The sequence below is a fragment of the Vibrio sp. SCSIO 43137 genome (assembly GCF_028201475.1).
In the GTDB taxonomy this organism is placed as follows: domain Bacteria; phylum Pseudomonadota; class Gammaproteobacteria; order Enterobacterales; family Vibrionaceae; genus Vibrio.
Map to the genome: position 1 here is coordinate 119,677 of NZ_CP116384.1, position 14,282 is coordinate 133,958.

Here is a 14,282-nt window from a genome sequence, read left to right on the forward strand (position 1 = left end):
TATGAACAATGAAAATCTGGAAAAATAATTGAAATTTTCTATAAAAAATTACTCAACTTTGCGTTAGTAATGGTGGATTGCTTGATATTTAGGCAGGTTTGCAACTGTAGAAAGTGGCAGATATCGGCTGTAATGAGGCTACATATCGGAATGATGCTGATAGACCCCGCTCTTTATCCAAAAAGAAACGATGCAGATTATGGTCTTCGTATACGTGATTGCTCAGAAACCCTTTAAAGCAGTAGGATACGGAGAAAACTCAAACTCAGTCTATGGCAATATCATTGCCGCCGATTAGCTTTCGATGGCAGCCATAGTTTCGAGACTTAATCATCAGTACATCATCATAGATTGAAACTCAGCAACACTACTGTATTGCCATAATCAGGGTTTGAGTTTGTTGCTGGAAGACAGAACAGGTAAGGCGTGAGGGCTAGCTGAAGGAACGAGTCCTTGTATCATATGTCTGTTGGAAATCTGCTGTGATTTCCTTTTCTGTCTTTCTATAGTTGCTAAGTTAACTCAAATTACGTAATGTTTATAATATTCAAGTGCTTATCATGTTTTTTGTCATTATCGCTTTCAGTGGCTGTTGGAAAGATTCGAGAGTGATATGCGGACTAAAACTATATAGAAAGCGTTATGTTACAAGAAATTAAGTGAGGCAACATGAGTGAAGGAAGAGATAATTTTTCTGAGGGTACGAAACGGATTTTGGCTGACCGAGCAGGTTGGCGCTGCTCGTTTCCCTATTGTGGGCAGTTTACGCTAGGTCCCTCTAACACAGATCCTGAGAAAAAAATTAATAACGGAATAGCTGCACATATTTGTGCTGCTGCCGAAAATGGGCCTAGATATGATCCAAATATGACGCCAGAACAAAGAAAAAGTTTAGATAACGGAATTTGGATGTGCAGGAATCATGGTAATTTGATTGATGCTGATTTTTCTACTTATACTGTTGAACAACTGAAAGAGTGGAAAGTTCAAGCTGAGAATTTTGCTTATGCTATGCTCGCAAATCCAAGTGCAGTTGCGCCTTCCATAAGCTCATATTCAGAGCAAGATCGTCGAGTTTTTGATTTTCTTAATAATATCTTACCTTATGATGTAATTCAGAAAATTAATGATGAGCCATTTGGTAGGTATGTTCCTGATTGCGTCATTAAGCCATTCAATGACCTGATATATTATGAGAATGATCCAGTTTACCATTTTAATAATGCCGAGCTTGAAGGTCTAAGAGCTCAACTTCTTCAGCAAGCATGGAAGTTCATACGACACTTTTCACAACAATCAGCTGGTGCTATTGGTGGGTATGATTATATTAATATTCCAGAGTTTCGTCGCTATAACCCTGATATTCCTGAATCGTATTGGATAAAGTACTCAGACGACACTAGCAAGCTTGCAAGAGAGTTCTGCTCTACGGCGATGAAGCTACGAGATATGCAAAGAAATTTGTGACATACAAATCATTTAGAGTGATTCCCAACGCTTGGCATTCTTAGTTCAAGGTTGGGGGTGGAGTTTTGATATAGGAGCTACATTTGAATTCGAAATATACGAAGGGCTATAAGTTCTTATTTTCACATTTAGAGTATGAAATACAAGCGATAGGAAGTCTTTCAGGAAAGGAACTTATAAAAGTCAATGGAGAGGCTTTATCTGAGAAGTTTCGTTATACTTTAAACTCGACGCATGAGTTTCAAATAGGGGAGGATGCTTTTAAAGTTGACTTCAAAATGATCAGTTTAATGAGAGGAGTTGTTGCTTGTAGGTTAAGCATCGATGGGCAAGTTATCAAAATTCTTCAAGCTGATCCTCAAATTTCACACAAGAAACTGATGGCTTTTTATGTCGCGCAGGTGGTAGGAAGTATATTTCTTTCTCCGCAGGTGTCCGCGGTAGTGATCTATAACCTTATGATGATCATGCTCTACCGCAAACTATTCTTTAGAAAAATGCAGATTCGAGAGCTTAAAACCTAACATAGTGTTTAAGTGTGATTGCATGCGCACGCCGGCTTGTTACATTCACATCTGGTCATTGAATAGCAATGCATACCCTATTTTCTACGTAGCCGTGTCTATTTAGCTCAATTCTGGGAGTTCCTGTGCACAGATAACAGCAAAAAAAGAAAGCAGAGGGAGATTTTTCCTCTGCTCGATTCAGTCATTTCTAATCGTCCAACACCTCATCAATCAGTATACCAGCGGCAAAGCCCACGATTGTGCCTGCAAGTAACCCGTAAGGCCCTCCAAAGCGTAGTCCAATGGCCCCGCCCAGTTGAGCTGCTCTAAAACCCGTCTCTTTTCTGTCCTTGGGTAGTGAGGGAGATTCAGGGTAGAAGTGATTTTGCTTATTCTTTCCCATGGTTATTTCCTTGTTTTCCAGATATGAAAAAGGGCAGTACCATTACTGGAACTGCCCTGTATAGGTGTTGCATGAACCATTGGCTTTACTTGATTAGAAGAGTCCCCACTAAAATAACCCAGTTCAGCCCTATCAGTACATGCAACAAGCTTTATGATTTATTGAGACATCTTTGGTGAGTCTGCTGGACACTTTGTTTCATCACTGACCTGACCATTTAAGGTTCCGCACACATCGGCTTTCCAGTGAGCAATGATCCCTGCTATCGGAGTAGATTGTTCACCTGCTTTGCCGTTCCAGTGTTGCTCTAGTTGTTCTTTGGTCAGCGATGGAGAACCACCACGACCACCTGAACCCCCGCCATACGCCATAACCTGAAGTGACATTGTTGAAATAGTGATTACTGCTAGAAGTTGTACTGCTGTTTTTCTCATTGTTATTACCTTATTGATTGAAGTAAGCACACCTGCTGCGGGTATGGCTTACTAGGTTGAATAGTATTGAAGATGGAGTGGACAGGTGCTGTCCGTGATAGTGAAAAAGTTGAATAAATGGTGAAAGCCCTTGTTGGTCTTACCCTATGAAACCTATGGCAAATCTGAGTGCGTGACGGATTAAGGCGTTTAAAAATGGTATTCCCTTAACCTGTCCATCAAGACCGTTACGCTATTGCCATGAGTGATAAGAGTGCAAAGTTAGCTTTAAGACTTGGAGATATCCTGACCCGTTTGTTTATGGGTGAAGTGCTGCGTCCTGAGTCTTTGATTGATGAGTATCTGGTAAGTGAAAAGACCCTTCGTCGTGACTTTAATGAAAGGTTGATAAACGCTCCGATTATCCGCAGTGATGAAGGTTACAAGTTAGATCCAGCACTTCGAGCCAATGGTAATGGGAACATAAACAAGGTGCTGAACGACATCGGCTTAACGTCCTTGCTCCCTGTTAGCTACTTATCCAATGCTCAGTCTGTTGTTCTGTTTAAGAATCCACGCTCCGAGTCTCCAGAGCAATTTGATACTCTGTTTAAGCAGTTGATTGATGTCATTACCAGCCATTCGGTCATCGACCTTATCCATGATGGAAAATGTTTCGAGCAGGTGCATCCGTACCGAATCGTAAATGATGGAGGTATTTGGTATCTTGCTTCGGTTCACTCAGGACAGCTTTATTCGTATCGATTGGCTAAGATTTCACAGATTCACCGACGTGAGGATAAATATAAACCCAGTCGAAAGGTTCACGAGGAGATCTACAGGCAAGGCATGGAATGGCTAACTGCGGATAATGCTGATGTGCTTGTGCAGGTTGATAGGGAGATTGCACCGCACTTTCTTGATGCCACTGTTCTGCCTAACCAGCAGCTATTGAAAGAGCTGAGTGATGGTAGCTTGCTGATTTCCAGTCGGGTATCCAAGTTAAGTGAGATTGTGCCCGTACTAAAATGCTGGATGCCGAGATTAGAGGTTTTGTCCCCTGTCAGTTTACGACTTGAGTTGATTAGAGAATTGTACGCCTCGCTGGAACGTTGCCAGTAGAATCCCGCTTCCGTTTTATCTTATTTATGCTTCCTTCTGGAAGCCATATACCACTCTGACGTTTAACCGTTGCATACTGTTGCCCCTGTGAAGCGTTTCCCCTACTGCTTTGCTTGTTGTTTCTACTATGAACTGAGATTTGCTTACTCTATGGCGGGTATTGAAAATGGCAGTTTGGGTGAAACTGAAAACCCTTATCGGGTATCGGAAGGTTGAAAATAGCCCCAGTTTTTACCGCGTGGACACTAACTAATAAATAACTCCGACAGGAGGCCGGATTTAAATAAGATATTGAGTAGAGGTTTCCCATGAAAAACATCACCCTGACAGACTGGTTTAGCATGATGAGTCAGTCGCCTTATCTCTCTTTGGTTGAGTTGATGAATTATGTTGCCTGTACCGTGTTCGGTACTGTTGTCTCATTGTCGCTATGGCAATGAGGCTGCCATTTCTCTGCGGGTCTTAAATCTTTGGATTTTTGTTGGTGTGGTTATGATTTTCCTTACCGTGTATCGCTCTCAATTTGAAATGGTGAGTTTGCCGTTATCCCGTAACGGTTCATGGCTAACTGACTAAAAATCGAGTCCGATTGCTAAACATAGAATTAAGTGCGCTCTTGGCGCTGAATTAGAAGTTATTCCCTGATGATGGATGTTCCTGATTGCAGAGAAACCTCTACGTCTATTACTTCTCTCCAGACTCTGTCATCGGAACCCCCCTATTGCTAACAACATGGCAATAGGGGGATTTACTCGCTTTTTCTTTCCATCAGATTGCCAGATTTTTTAAATCCGCGGTTGTTTGCTTACCGATTAACGTCAAAACACCCCATTAAGCCAGTCACCACTTGGGTTTGTGTTTTGGGGTAATGAGCAATTTAAATCTTGAAATCGACGCTACGGTCTTCTGACGGTCTTTTGGAGAAAGCTTTGTGTAATGGACAGGCGCTTGAGGGAGGGGGTTATTTACTTCTTGGTGGAGGGCTTTGCCATTGCCAGTAGTGCTTTCTTCTTGGCGGCATAGTCAGGGCTGACCTGATGAAGGAAGATGGAAGCATCCGATTTTACGATTAAACCTAAGTCTCGCGTAACACTGGAAAAGAAGGATACATTGTTGCTGCTGCCGCTTTTAAACAATGGCCTGAATACCGCACTTTTAAAGGCGTTGTCTTTCTGCGTTTCGATTAAGGTTAAGACGGAATCAATCGGTATCCACTCTTTAGAGAACAGCCCTGAATCGGTTTGCTCTACGAGGTGAATATAAAGCTGCTTCTCTTGTTGGTGGAGAGCCACTTCATACTTGATTTTCCCTGTGGCCTTAGGGCTGAGTTTGTCAGCTTCTGCGCTATGGACAATCTGCTGGAATGGGTTCAGCTCTTTGGTATCTGTGTTCTTTTTCGCATTGGTTTTAGCGTTCATGATGATACTCCTGTGGTGATAGTGATGAAAATATGGGATTAGGGTGAGTGTCTTGGGTAACTCTGGTTAGTAGTGTGGGCTGAAACTAAATGAATTGAGCTAGGCGGTGACCTGAGAAAGCAGTGTCTTAACCGCACTTGTCTCGCTATCGGTGTGTCCGACCAGATAGCAGCCTGAACCATGGTCATTGAGAATCGCCAGCCCTATAACGAAAGGCTCTAAAATAAGGACGTATTCGGGGTAGCTTATGACGTACTCAATCAGGGAAAGTGACTCTCCATCTATAAGAGAGAGCTCATGGTCGGTATCACCCTCATCGATAAGAATCAGAGTAATGCCTACTTTCTCCCAGTTTTTCTTAAGCTCATTGGTTTTGCCTTGAAAGCTTTCGGCTAAATGAGTGATGAGGCTGTCTTTATGCGTTATGGGTAAATCAAGCTCTATAAGCTCGGTATAGCTTTTAATTATTTGCATGGTGGGTTTCCAGATTATTGTTGATGGTGTTCCAGTAAGGGTGACTGGGATTCAATGAGGTTAGAGAGTACGGCTGCGCCGCCTCTTAGCTTTTGCTCAGAGTGTTTCACATAAATTTGAGTGCTTTTGATGTCTTTATGGTTGAGCAGACGTTGCACCGTAAGTAAATCCACACCGCTATCGAGCAGGTTAGTCGCCACACTGTGTCTGGCATGGTGGAAGCAATATTGCTCCGGGTTTTCTATGCCTGCCCGTTTCTTAATTAAGGCGAAAGCATTGCGAGGGGGTGAGATATGAATGCCTGCTTTGTGGCTTGGAAAGACATAAGGGTTATTGGGTTGCCTTAACATCTTGAGCTCTTTAAACAGGGTTATCATTAGTGGTGTTAAATAAACGGTTAACTCAGTACCGTTCTTGGTTTCAGGAATTATCATCTTGCCTTCAGATAGAAAGATTTCAGACCAGCGTCTTGCCAATAATTCATTACTTCGGCATCCCATCAGAAACAGCAAGGCGATGTAGTTTCCCTTGATCCGACAGTAATACTCCCGACTGGCTTTAATCAGTGCTGCTGTCTGTTCGACATTGAGATACCCCATGCGACGGTTATCGGGATTGAGCATAGTGACTTTATCACCAATGTAGCGGATATCGAGAAGCACATAGGCTTGTTTCAGGATGGATTTGACCAAGGCTAAAGCCCTGTCTACAGTCGCTGGAGCATAGTATTCCCCTTGATGATGCTTGGTATTGAGCAGCCGAGTTTGCAACTGCTGTAAGTCTAACCCTGTGATGGTATCCAGCGGTTTATCGTGCAGTTCACTACAGAGCTGAAACCTGACCTCATCATCGTGCCATGTCTTCTTACCGCCGTTTTTCTTCGTCTCCAGAAAGGTCTCAGTGAAGAACCTTTTTAGAGTCGGTATCTGCTCCTGATGCTGCTTATCCCTTTCTAGTTTGGGGTCGATACCTTCGGCAATTTGTACCTTATATTTACGGGCTTTTTGCCTAACATCGGACAGCTCCAGCTCTGGCCAACTCCCCAGACCAATACTGGATTTTTTCTTGGTGATGGGGGACACATAACGCAGCAGGAACGATTTTCGATGGGATTTAGAGACCATCAACCGAAGCCCGATTATTTCAGTATCTGAGTACTCACAGGAAGCGGATTTAGCATGGGTATCTTGGGGTGGCAGGGTTTTAATGATGCTGTTGGTGAATCGGAATTTACGGGTTTTAGGTGTTGTCATTAGAACTCCTTAAGTCGTGATTAACCTAGGTTCTAATATATTCTTGATGATCGAGATATTTCGGGTGAAGGTATATTCTGCTTGTGTATGAAACATGCAATGTGTAGATAAAATGCAGAGTCTTTTGTTGTAACTTACTGTTGTGAAAATGATTTTATTGGTATGGTTCTGGGGGTATAGATTTATAAGGATTGGTTCGGCAGTTATGAATGATAAAGTTATCTCAATGTTGAAGTATTTTGCTGTCTTTTGTTTGGGGTTCTTAACTAACTTCAGTGGCTTTCTAGAAAATGTAACGAGCATACCTAATTCATATAAAGAATTTAAGAAGGAATACTTGTATGACACGGAGCTGCTTTCAGGTACATGGTCGAACAATACGGAATATGTTCTTGACGGTGCAGATCTAGGGTTAGACTTTGAACAGCCCAAAATTACCTTGAGTCTTAGCGTCAATGAAAGTGGGGAAGTTAACGGCGTCATACTGAATAAGAAAGTATGCGACTCTCTGCCTCTTACATGGGTTATATCTATGGAAAGTCCCGAACCTAGCTTGAGTTCACTTCTTTTCGACCGGCATTTCTTTCTTAAGCAATTAAAAGAAGGAAAAATGGAAACGGTAGCTGAGTTTAAGCTGGTTTATACGGATGAACGTAAAGAAGTCATTGAATTTGAGCGTGTGGAGGATCGCTGGAATGTTTTACCTAAGACAGTTAAGTTAGCAAAAAACCTTCCAGCTTATGATGCTGATTTTAATGAACTAGATAACTATTGCGCAGGTTCACAACAACGGTTGCGTGAAAGGGTAAGGAAGCTTGGCATTGAACATCATAGATAGTACATTGCTCTTGTAGTTGAAAAATGTTTATTGTTCAATGTCTTGTGAAAAAAGAGGTATTCTATGAAGTGTCGAGGAACAGAGAGTCGAACACGCATTGTTGAGAACTATAATATTCGTCCAGTGGCACATGTTAAATTGTTAAATGGACAAGTGAAAATGAGTTGTACTAGAGATACTCTCTCTGATAGTTATTACTGTTTTGATTATGTATCGCGTACAGATCCTAGTGATAAAGGTACTTTCTATTGCGGCTCCCATGCTGCAAGTCACTTTTTGAAGCTTGCTCATTTAGCTCCTCTACCGCTGTTTAATCCTTTGGTTTCCAATGGGAAAGGAGGAGGTGGTAATGGTGATACTCCTCTAGCTCGATGGGACCCGTTAGCAAAACAGTTAAATAACGCAATAAATATGCTAGTAGTTTGTTGGAACATTGTTCCTGGAGGCCCTTTGGCAGAAATCCAATCCAAGCTGATCCAATATCCTCGTTCAACGCCATTTTTACCTAAGCTTAAAGCTGTTAATACTATTATTGGCAGCGATAAATCGGGTCGAACCTTGCAAGATATGATTGAAGGTTTGCGGAAAGAAAACAATGTTCGTAACTTTACATTCCAATTAATTAATGAAGAGCTTGAATCTAAAGGGATAGTATCAAACTTTGGGTAAGAGTTCGGTTGTTAAGAACTTAACCTGCTTTTTGATCATTGCGAAGATAGTATAACTTTGAAATACCGCAGCGTGACCGTAGCGGTATTTCACTTTATTACCTCTGTGTAAAAACGGCAGACCTTGCCTATGCTAAGGCATCAACAATCACGGCTCAATGCACTCTTGCAAATTCTTGTAATGCCTAGCGATGAACTATCCCAGAAAGACCGTCTATAGACCGCAGAGCCAGTCGTAGCATCAATAAAACGAGTTCATCAGGTGTAATAACCAACTAAGGACAGTAGCGCTTAGTTCTCACCACGCCAGCACTTTCAATATCTAATCAACTAACCCTACTGGCAATATTCTCCTATGGAATCCCTGACTATCGTGCCGAATGGCATTGGACTCAGAAAACTCCGACGACACCACCTCTCTAAATCGCGACACCGAACATACAGAAAAGGACCTGTTCACTGTTGACCGTAAGCAGGGGGATTTTGATGTCACTATAGATCACCGTTTGCTGACCGAAGAGGGCAGAAATCAGATAGCTGAAGATGTTCTGATCACCGATATGTTCCGTGAAAGCTTAGAGAGAGCTATTACCACTGAACGAGTTGGGATTACCGACTTCTTCGATGAAACAGGTAAACAGCTTAGCGTATACAACGCTGTTAAACAGAGCATTGCAGATGATCCAAGCTTAGCGGCAAAACTGCAAGACCCTGACCTTCCAGCAGAAGCTAAAGAACAGATGTTGGATCAACTCACTCATGCAGCGATTAAATCACTGGGGTATGACGCAGAGGGTTATGACAACAAGATCATCGCGAAGGATGATGATGTTCGTCAGGGCTTCTATTCAGAGGAGACAGGTGATTCGTACATCAATGACCACAATATCTATGATACAGAAGGTTTAGTTAATGTAGCTGGTCATGAAATGAGCCATGCTATTGATGATCAATCTGGAGATGTGAACAAGTACTCTGAACAGGACAGAGAGATCTATGCAGAGAACATTGGCTCAGACTTTGTTGACTACACGGATACCGCATTAGACGTTAATGGTCATGGAAGCATGGCGAGTACTAACAGCCATGTTGGAAATTCGGGTAAAACAGTAAGCAATAACAATGCTGTGTTTGATCAGTTAGATAAAAATAATGGTGATAACGCTATTCCTCTTATAGTGGTCGCTGGTTTAGCTTTAGAGTTGATAGATAAGGGGATAACAGCGTACGAAGCATATAAGCTAGAAGAAGCCTTGTCCGAAGGTAGGATGGATGAAGCGAAAGAATTAGCCACCGACTTGGGTGTAGGTCTTGCGACAGAAGCTATTCCGGGTAATAAAATAGCCATCAAGGTAGTTGGTGCAGTAAAAGATGTAGTCAAAGGTGCAGATAAAGCTGATACCGTAAAAGATCTGAATCAGATGTCTAAGATCGGGGATGAAGTCAAAGAGAGCACTACAAGTGGAATCAAGGAGTTACCCACTGATAACGTAATTGAGAATGGTACTGCACTCAACCCAAAGAAAGGTTCTCTTAGAGGTGAGCCTGAAACACCTCCAGCCAATGCAAATCCAGATATGATTCGAGCAATAGATAGGCAGAACGAATCAGCAGAACTATTGGCTAATCACGGATTGGAAATTGAGCACCTTCCAAACACTGGTAAAAAAGGAGGGAACCCTGATATTTCGATAGGAGGTAGGCCAGCTGATGTATACTCACCCAAATCTAAAAATCCTAATACGATATGGGATAACATGACTTATAAAGTTGGTCATCAAGCTCCTGATATTGTATTAAATATTTCGGATTCACCGTTATCTTCTAGTGATATCTTGAAGTTCTTAAATGAGAAGCCAGTAGATGGTCTTAAGGAGCTCTATATCATTGATGGCAAAGATGTGATCTTAAAGAGGTTTTAAAATGTCAATGGTACTAAATTTAGAATTACAGCAAGGAACTACAATCACTTTGCTTAAAAAAATCTTAGTTTGTAGCTCATATCACGATATTCAAGAAGTGGAAGATGGGTTAAAAGCTTTGTTACCCAGCTTGAACTCTTCTGTTTATTTTACTAATGATTTGGAGAACACGCAGATTCTCTCCGAAGGTTTAGAAGAATTAGGTTGGAAAGTTGGGGTTCGGGGATATATTGATATTGACCCAACATCCGCTAGGGCAATGCAAGAAGTTAAAAATATGATTATCACTTTGGCTGATCAAACCTCATTTGATTTTGTTCTTTCATGCCAATATGAGTCTATTTATGCTTCTAAAACTGATGGGTTATTTCAACTTAATGATTTTTAAGTCTACAAGACGCCACTCATCCGAGTGGCGTCCCTCTTCCCTGAATTAGCTCACCCACCCACAGAGCCCTCTCTCGCGATCGGAAACAGCAAATTCCAACGGTATCAGCCACGACAGTATATTGTTAAACCCTGCGGTATTAGGGTTGTGATTTGGTGTGTTCTGGTTCGGGATAGGAATTGGCTTAAAGGATAAGGTCTGAATTAGTACAGATAAATTAAATTACAGTCTCCACACACCATTTTCAGAAATGTAAAACTCATAGCCCTGTTGGTACATCTCCAGGGCCTTTATTTTCAAGATAACAGTATGGCCCTGTCTTATCATGCCTGTTCTGATTGGTTGGATTTGTGAGAGGGGTATGAGAGGGGTAGCAGGGACAGGCACTAGAAAAAAGAAAATAGAACGAACCATTATTGAGTTCTGCTTACTGGCAAGGAAATACATTCTAAATGGGCTGTTAGTAAGCAAGCGAATAATAAACTTGAACAAATTTACCAGGTGAATAGAAATAGACGGATCTTGGGTTAGATATGTAATAAAAGCTTCCTGATTGTTTAGTGAAGGAGTTAGAGTTACCCATCCAGCCTAAACAGGTGGACTCGTTTTTTATTGAGTTTTTCCTTTGCGGATTCAGCCTGACATGTACACCCAACTGCGGTGCTGCGAAAACGCTCTAGCTTAGTGCACGCTTTTAACCATGTGGTTTGGTTGATGTTGAGACGTTGTAAAATTGGTGGAAGAGAGGAGTCCAGAACAGCTTTGTTTTCGCGGTATTGTCTGGCAGTCCAGTCGACCAGTTCTATATAATCCATAAGCCGGAAAGGAATGCCCTCGAGCATTTTATTAGTTGGGTTACCGATAAAAGGATAAAGGCATGGAGCTGTTTCTTGTTGATTGTTCAACGCCTCTAATCTGGCGTTGATGGAAGTGTATTCAGAGGACTCTGGTGTTTTGGCAATCCCTGCCCGAAGCGGGTTCAAATCGACATAAGTCATGGCGGCTGCGAGGGCTTGCTCATCAAGCAGAGCCTGACTTTTAAAACGACTTTCCCAGAAGTGCCCTTTACAGTTATCTTCCTGATTTGCCTGACAGGCGATATCGAAATTCAGCTCCTTCATGAACCAGCTCAGGTTCCAAAGGCGTTCCCGCCAGCTTTCAATAATCGCAGATGCAGTCTGTTTTTCGGCATCACTATTCAGCTTTCCTGCCAACCAGTTTTGGACTAGAAAAGGGAGTTTATGAAGTTGTTGCCAGCGTTCAACTACTGCGCTTTCAGAGAGCTCTAAGGCTTCTTCTCGGTTGATATGAAGAACAAGATGATAGTGATTACTCATCACGGCATAAGCACAAATATCAAGGCAAAATACCTGCGACAATGCATAGATTTTATGCTCAATCCACGCTCTACGATGTTCGTAGCTTTTGTGAGTTACTGGGTCTTCTCCGCATAGAAAGCTGCGTCTGACACAGCGGGAAACGCAATGATAGTAGGGTGTTGCTTCAGGAGAAACGAGTTGTTTTCTTGCTGTTGTCATAGGAAATCACCGAATTGAGAAAGTAAGCCCAAACTACGCTTTTGATTTTCAACGGCAATGGGGTCGCAGTTGGAATACGACCGATATATCAAAGGATAATGCTAAGTTCATACTTTACGGTGTGTGTTGAGATGGTCACTCCGCAACCGGCATCGCAATGTGCCAAGATTGAAGTGTTACAGCGACAATCTAACGGAGTGACCATTATGAAATGTAGTGTTATTAGTATCGATTTAGCAAAGAATGTCTTTCAAATTTGCGCACTCAGTAACGAAAGAACAGTCTTGTTCAACAAGAAAGTAAAACGCTCTAACTTGCTGCATGAGCTACGACAGTTCGAACCGACTCTGGTCGTTATGGAAGCCTGCTACTCTTCCAACCCTTGGGGGCGTCGTATTCAGAAGCTCGGCCATACCGTTAAGTGTATTCCTGCTTTTGCGGTGAAGCCGTTCGTTATTGGCAATAAAAACGACAACAACGATGCACTGGCAATCGCTGAAGCCTCATTCCGGCCAACACTGCGTTTTGTTCCCATCAAATCGATTGAGCAACAAGATGTTCAGTCTCTTCATAAAATCAGGGAGTTACTCATTAAGCAGCGTGGTGCTTGGATGAACCAGCTCAGGGGATTACTTGCCGAGTATGGTGAAGTACTTCCCAAGGGCATTGCGCATATAAAACGTCAGTTACCTTTAATTTTAGAAGATAACAGCAATGAACTGACGCCTGTCTCGCGTGGTTTTATCACCAGAATTGCGCTTAATATTCGCTTATGCTCTAAGCAGATTAAAGACATCGAAATAGAATTACAGCATCTTCTTGCCCAGCGAAATGACTATCAAAGGCTGCTTAATGTTCCCGGAGTTGGGCCGATAGTGGCCTCAGCACTTCTGGCTTATATCAATGACATTGGTTGCTTTAAAAATGGCCGCCAGTTCGCCGCCTGGGTTGGATTAACGCCTCGACAATACGCCAGTGGAGATATCAACCGGCTGGGTAAAATCAGCAAACGGGGAAACCGGACACTCAGAAAGCTTCTCATTCATGGAGCGCGAGCAATACTAAGCAGAAGCTCGGGCAAAGACGACCGCCTCAGCCAGTGGATGAATGGCTTAAAAGAGCGTATGCACCCATGTAAATGTACCGTAGCTTTAGCTAATAAGCTTGCTCGTATTATCTGGGTGGTATTAGCAACGAAAACAGAGTTCCAAGCTTCTAAAGCATGTGCTTAGTTAGCAACACAAAATACTGAAAACCAGACAACAAACAGGAAACGGTAGCAACACAGTTAATGAAAAAACGGCATTCGCCCTGTTTAGAACCTCGTCGAGGACAACTGCTTGATAGTGAAAGCATAGTGTGTGTAACAGGCAAACAGGGCTCTTGAATCTCATTAGGGCGCTTCGCACTAAAGCGAAACAGAGACGCCGGATATATGTCAAAAGACCGTATTCTTAACTGATGCCAATACCATTAATCAGGTGAATCTTATGTAACGGACAAACGACTATGGCTTTGTAACTAACAAACCTTCAATCTTTACTTGATTGGAGTGACCATATATGTCCTCGTTAAATCAAACTACGCTTTTGATTTTCAACGGCAATGGGGTCGCAGTTGGAATACGACCGATATATCAAAGGATAATACTAAGTTCATACTTTGTAGTGTATGTCCCTGTTAGATACTCCTGTGGGCTGAGAATTCACCGCCCGAAGCAATCAGGTTCAGGATAATGCTGTGGTGTATGTCCTTAATGCTGTCCTTAATGCTGTGGTGTATGTCCTTATTGGATTTCTATAGTTAATACTGGTGCCTTTTTTATTTAACTTATTTAGGAACAAGAATCATAACAACAATCTACAAAAAGTG

The 14,282-nt window shown here is 42.2% G+C and carries 15 protein-coding genes; 9 read left to right on the forward strand and 6 right to left on the reverse strand.

All coding sequences use genetic code 11. The features are described 5' to 3' along the window. Window positions 1-669: 669 nt before the first annotated feature. Window positions 670-1,467 (forward strand): hypothetical protein, encoded by a 798-nt coding sequence (locus PK654_RS16350; RefSeq protein ID WP_271700018.1) that lies wholly within the window; start codon window positions 670-672, stop codon window positions 1,465-1,467. Between the two features lie 83 nt (window positions 1,468-1,550). Then, entirely contained in the window at window positions 1,551-1,991 is a 441-nt protein-coding gene (locus PK654_RS16355; protein WP_271700019.1) for a hypothetical protein, read from the forward strand. Between the two features lie 190 nt (window positions 1,992-2,181). Here the strand turns inward: PK654_RS16355 and PK654_RS16360 are convergent, their stop codons facing one another. Together PK654_RS16360 and PK654_RS16365 are read right to left on the reverse strand one after the other, a co-directional pair. Next, the gene (locus tag PK654_RS16360; protein ID WP_271700021.1) at window positions 2,182-2,376 is read right to left on the reverse strand and encodes a hypothetical protein; all 195 of its coding nucleotides are present in this window, start codon (window positions 2,374-2,376) and stop codon (window positions 2,182-2,184) included. Window positions 2,377-2,534: 158 nt separating this feature from the next. Continuing rightward, window positions 2,535-2,810: a hypothetical protein gene (locus PK654_RS16365; RefSeq protein WP_271700023.1), complete on the reverse strand. Its 276-nt coding sequence runs from the start codon at window positions 2,808-2,810 to the stop codon at window positions 2,535-2,537. Window positions 2,811-3,050: 240 nt separating this feature from the next. Here PK654_RS16365 and PK654_RS16370 point away from each other — a divergent pair, with 240 nt between their 5' ends. Next, complete coding sequence (locus PK654_RS16370) at window positions 3,051-3,911, forward strand: helix-turn-helix transcriptional regulator (RefSeq protein ID WP_271700025.1); 861 nt, start codon at window positions 3,051-3,053, stop codon at window positions 3,909-3,911. A 308-nt stretch (window positions 3,912-4,219) separates the two neighbouring features. After that, a complete protein-coding gene (locus tag PK654_RS16375; protein WP_271700026.1) occupies window positions 4,220-4,351 on the forward strand; it encodes a hypothetical protein in 132 nt (43 codons plus the stop codon). A 525-nt stretch (window positions 4,352-4,876) separates the two neighbouring features. On the opposite strand, the gene PK654_RS16380 is transcribed toward PK654_RS16375, so the two are convergent. The 3 genes from PK654_RS16380 to PK654_RS16390 form a co-directional block, all read right to left on the reverse strand. Beyond that, window positions 4,877-5,329 carry a hypothetical protein gene (locus tag PK654_RS16380; RefSeq protein ID WP_271700028.1) on the reverse strand — a complete coding sequence of 151 codons (453 nt, stop codon included), beginning with the start codon at window positions 5,327-5,329 and terminating at the stop codon, window positions 4,877-4,879. Window positions 5,330-5,428: 99 nt separating this feature from the next. Then, window positions 5,429-5,803: a hypothetical protein gene (locus PK654_RS16385; RefSeq protein WP_271700030.1), complete on the reverse strand. Its 375-nt coding sequence runs from the start codon at window positions 5,801-5,803 to the stop codon at window positions 5,429-5,431. A gap of 14 nt (window positions 5,804-5,817) precedes the next feature. Next, window positions 5,818-7,056, reverse strand: coding sequence for a site-specific integrase (locus PK654_RS16390; RefSeq protein ID WP_271700031.1), 1,239 nt, complete (start codon window positions 7,054-7,056; stop codon window positions 5,818-5,820). 205 nt (window positions 7,057-7,261) lie between these two features. Here PK654_RS16390 and PK654_RS16395 point away from each other — a divergent pair, with 205 nt between their 5' ends. The 4 genes from PK654_RS16395 (at window position 7,262) to PK654_RS16410 (ending at window position 10,872) form a co-directional block, all read left to right on the forward strand. Next, window positions 7,262-7,894 carry a hypothetical protein gene (locus tag PK654_RS16395; protein WP_271700032.1) on the forward strand — a complete coding sequence of 211 codons (633 nt, stop codon included), beginning with the start codon at window positions 7,262-7,264 and terminating at the stop codon, window positions 7,892-7,894. Window positions 7,895-7,957: 63 nt separating this feature from the next. Then, the gene (locus tag PK654_RS16400; protein WP_271700033.1) at window positions 7,958-8,563 is read left to right on the forward strand and encodes a hypothetical protein; all 606 of its coding nucleotides are present in this window, start codon (window positions 7,958-7,960) and stop codon (window positions 8,561-8,563) included. Window positions 8,564-8,942: 379 nt separating this feature from the next. After that, window positions 8,943-10,484, forward strand: a complete 1,542-nt coding sequence (locus PK654_RS16405) for a hypothetical protein (protein WP_271700034.1) — start codon at window positions 8,943-8,945, stop codon at window positions 10,482-10,484. 1 nt (window position 10,485) lies between these two features. Beyond that, on the forward strand, window positions 10,486-10,872 hold the full coding sequence (locus tag PK654_RS16410) for a hypothetical protein (protein ID WP_271700035.1): 387 nt from the start codon (window positions 10,486-10,488) through the stop codon (window positions 10,870-10,872). A 575-nt stretch (window positions 10,873-11,447) separates the two neighbouring features. Here the strand turns inward: PK654_RS16410 and PK654_RS16415 are convergent. Next, window positions 11,448-12,410 carry a transposase gene (locus PK654_RS16415; RefSeq protein WP_271700037.1) on the reverse strand — a complete coding sequence of 321 codons (963 nt, stop codon included), beginning with the start codon at window positions 12,408-12,410 and terminating at the stop codon, window positions 11,448-11,450. A 206-nt stretch (window positions 12,411-12,616) separates the two neighbouring features. Here PK654_RS16415 and PK654_RS16420 point away from each other — a divergent pair, with 206 nt between their 5' ends. Next, window positions 12,617-13,642, forward strand: a complete 1,026-nt coding sequence (locus PK654_RS16420) for an IS110 family transposase (RefSeq protein WP_271698813.1) — start codon at window positions 12,617-12,619, stop codon at window positions 13,640-13,642. The last annotated feature ends 640 nt before the right edge of the window (window positions 13,643-14,282 follow it).

Excerpts from the sequence above, each read along its gene's own strand:
- PK654_RS16350 (WP_271700018.1), top strand. The coding sequence starts at position 670 with ATGAGTGAAGGAAGAGATAATTTTTCTGAGGGTACGAAACGGATTTTG.
- PK654_RS16360 (WP_271700021.1), bottom strand. The coding sequence starts at position 2,376 with ATGGGAAAGAATAAGCAAAATCACTTCTACCCTGAATCTCCCTCACTA.
- PK654_RS16365 (WP_271700023.1), bottom strand. The coding sequence starts at position 2,810 with ATGAGAAAAACAGCAGTACAACTTCTAGCAGTAATCACTATTTCAACA.
- PK654_RS16370 (WP_271700025.1), top strand. The coding sequence starts at position 3,051 with ATGAGTGATAAGAGTGCAAAGTTAGCTTTAAGACTTGGAGATATCCTG.
- PK654_RS16375 (WP_271700026.1), top strand. The coding sequence starts at position 4,220 with ATGAAAAACATCACCCTGACAGACTGGTTTAGCATGATGAGTCAGTCG.
- PK654_RS16380 (WP_271700028.1), bottom strand. The coding sequence starts at position 5,329 with ATGAACGCTAAAACCAATGCGAAAAAGAACACAGATACCAAAGAGCTG.
- PK654_RS16385 (WP_271700030.1), bottom strand. The coding sequence starts at position 5,803 with ATGCAAATAATTAAAAGCTATACCGAGCTTATAGAGCTTGATTTACCC.
- PK654_RS16390 (WP_271700031.1), bottom strand. The coding sequence starts at position 7,056 with ATGACAACACCTAAAACCCGTAAATTCCGATTCACCAACAGCATCATT.
- PK654_RS16395 (WP_271700032.1), top strand. The coding sequence starts at position 7,262 with ATGAATGATAAAGTTATCTCAATGTTGAAGTATTTTGCTGTCTTTTGT.
- PK654_RS16400 (WP_271700033.1), top strand. The coding sequence starts at position 7,958 with ATGAAGTGTCGAGGAACAGAGAGTCGAACACGCATTGTTGAGAACTAT.
- PK654_RS16405 (WP_271700034.1), top strand. The coding sequence starts at position 8,943 with ATGGCATTGGACTCAGAAAACTCCGACGACACCACCTCTCTAAATCGC.
- PK654_RS16410 (WP_271700035.1), top strand. The coding sequence starts at position 10,486 with ATGTCAATGGTACTAAATTTAGAATTACAGCAAGGAACTACAATCACT.
- PK654_RS16415 (WP_271700037.1), bottom strand. The coding sequence starts at position 12,410 with ATGACAACAGCAAGAAAACAACTCGTTTCTCCTGAAGCAACACCCTAC.
- PK654_RS16420 (WP_271698813.1), top strand. The coding sequence starts at position 12,617 with ATGAAATGTAGTGTTATTAGTATCGATTTAGCAAAGAATGTCTTTCAA.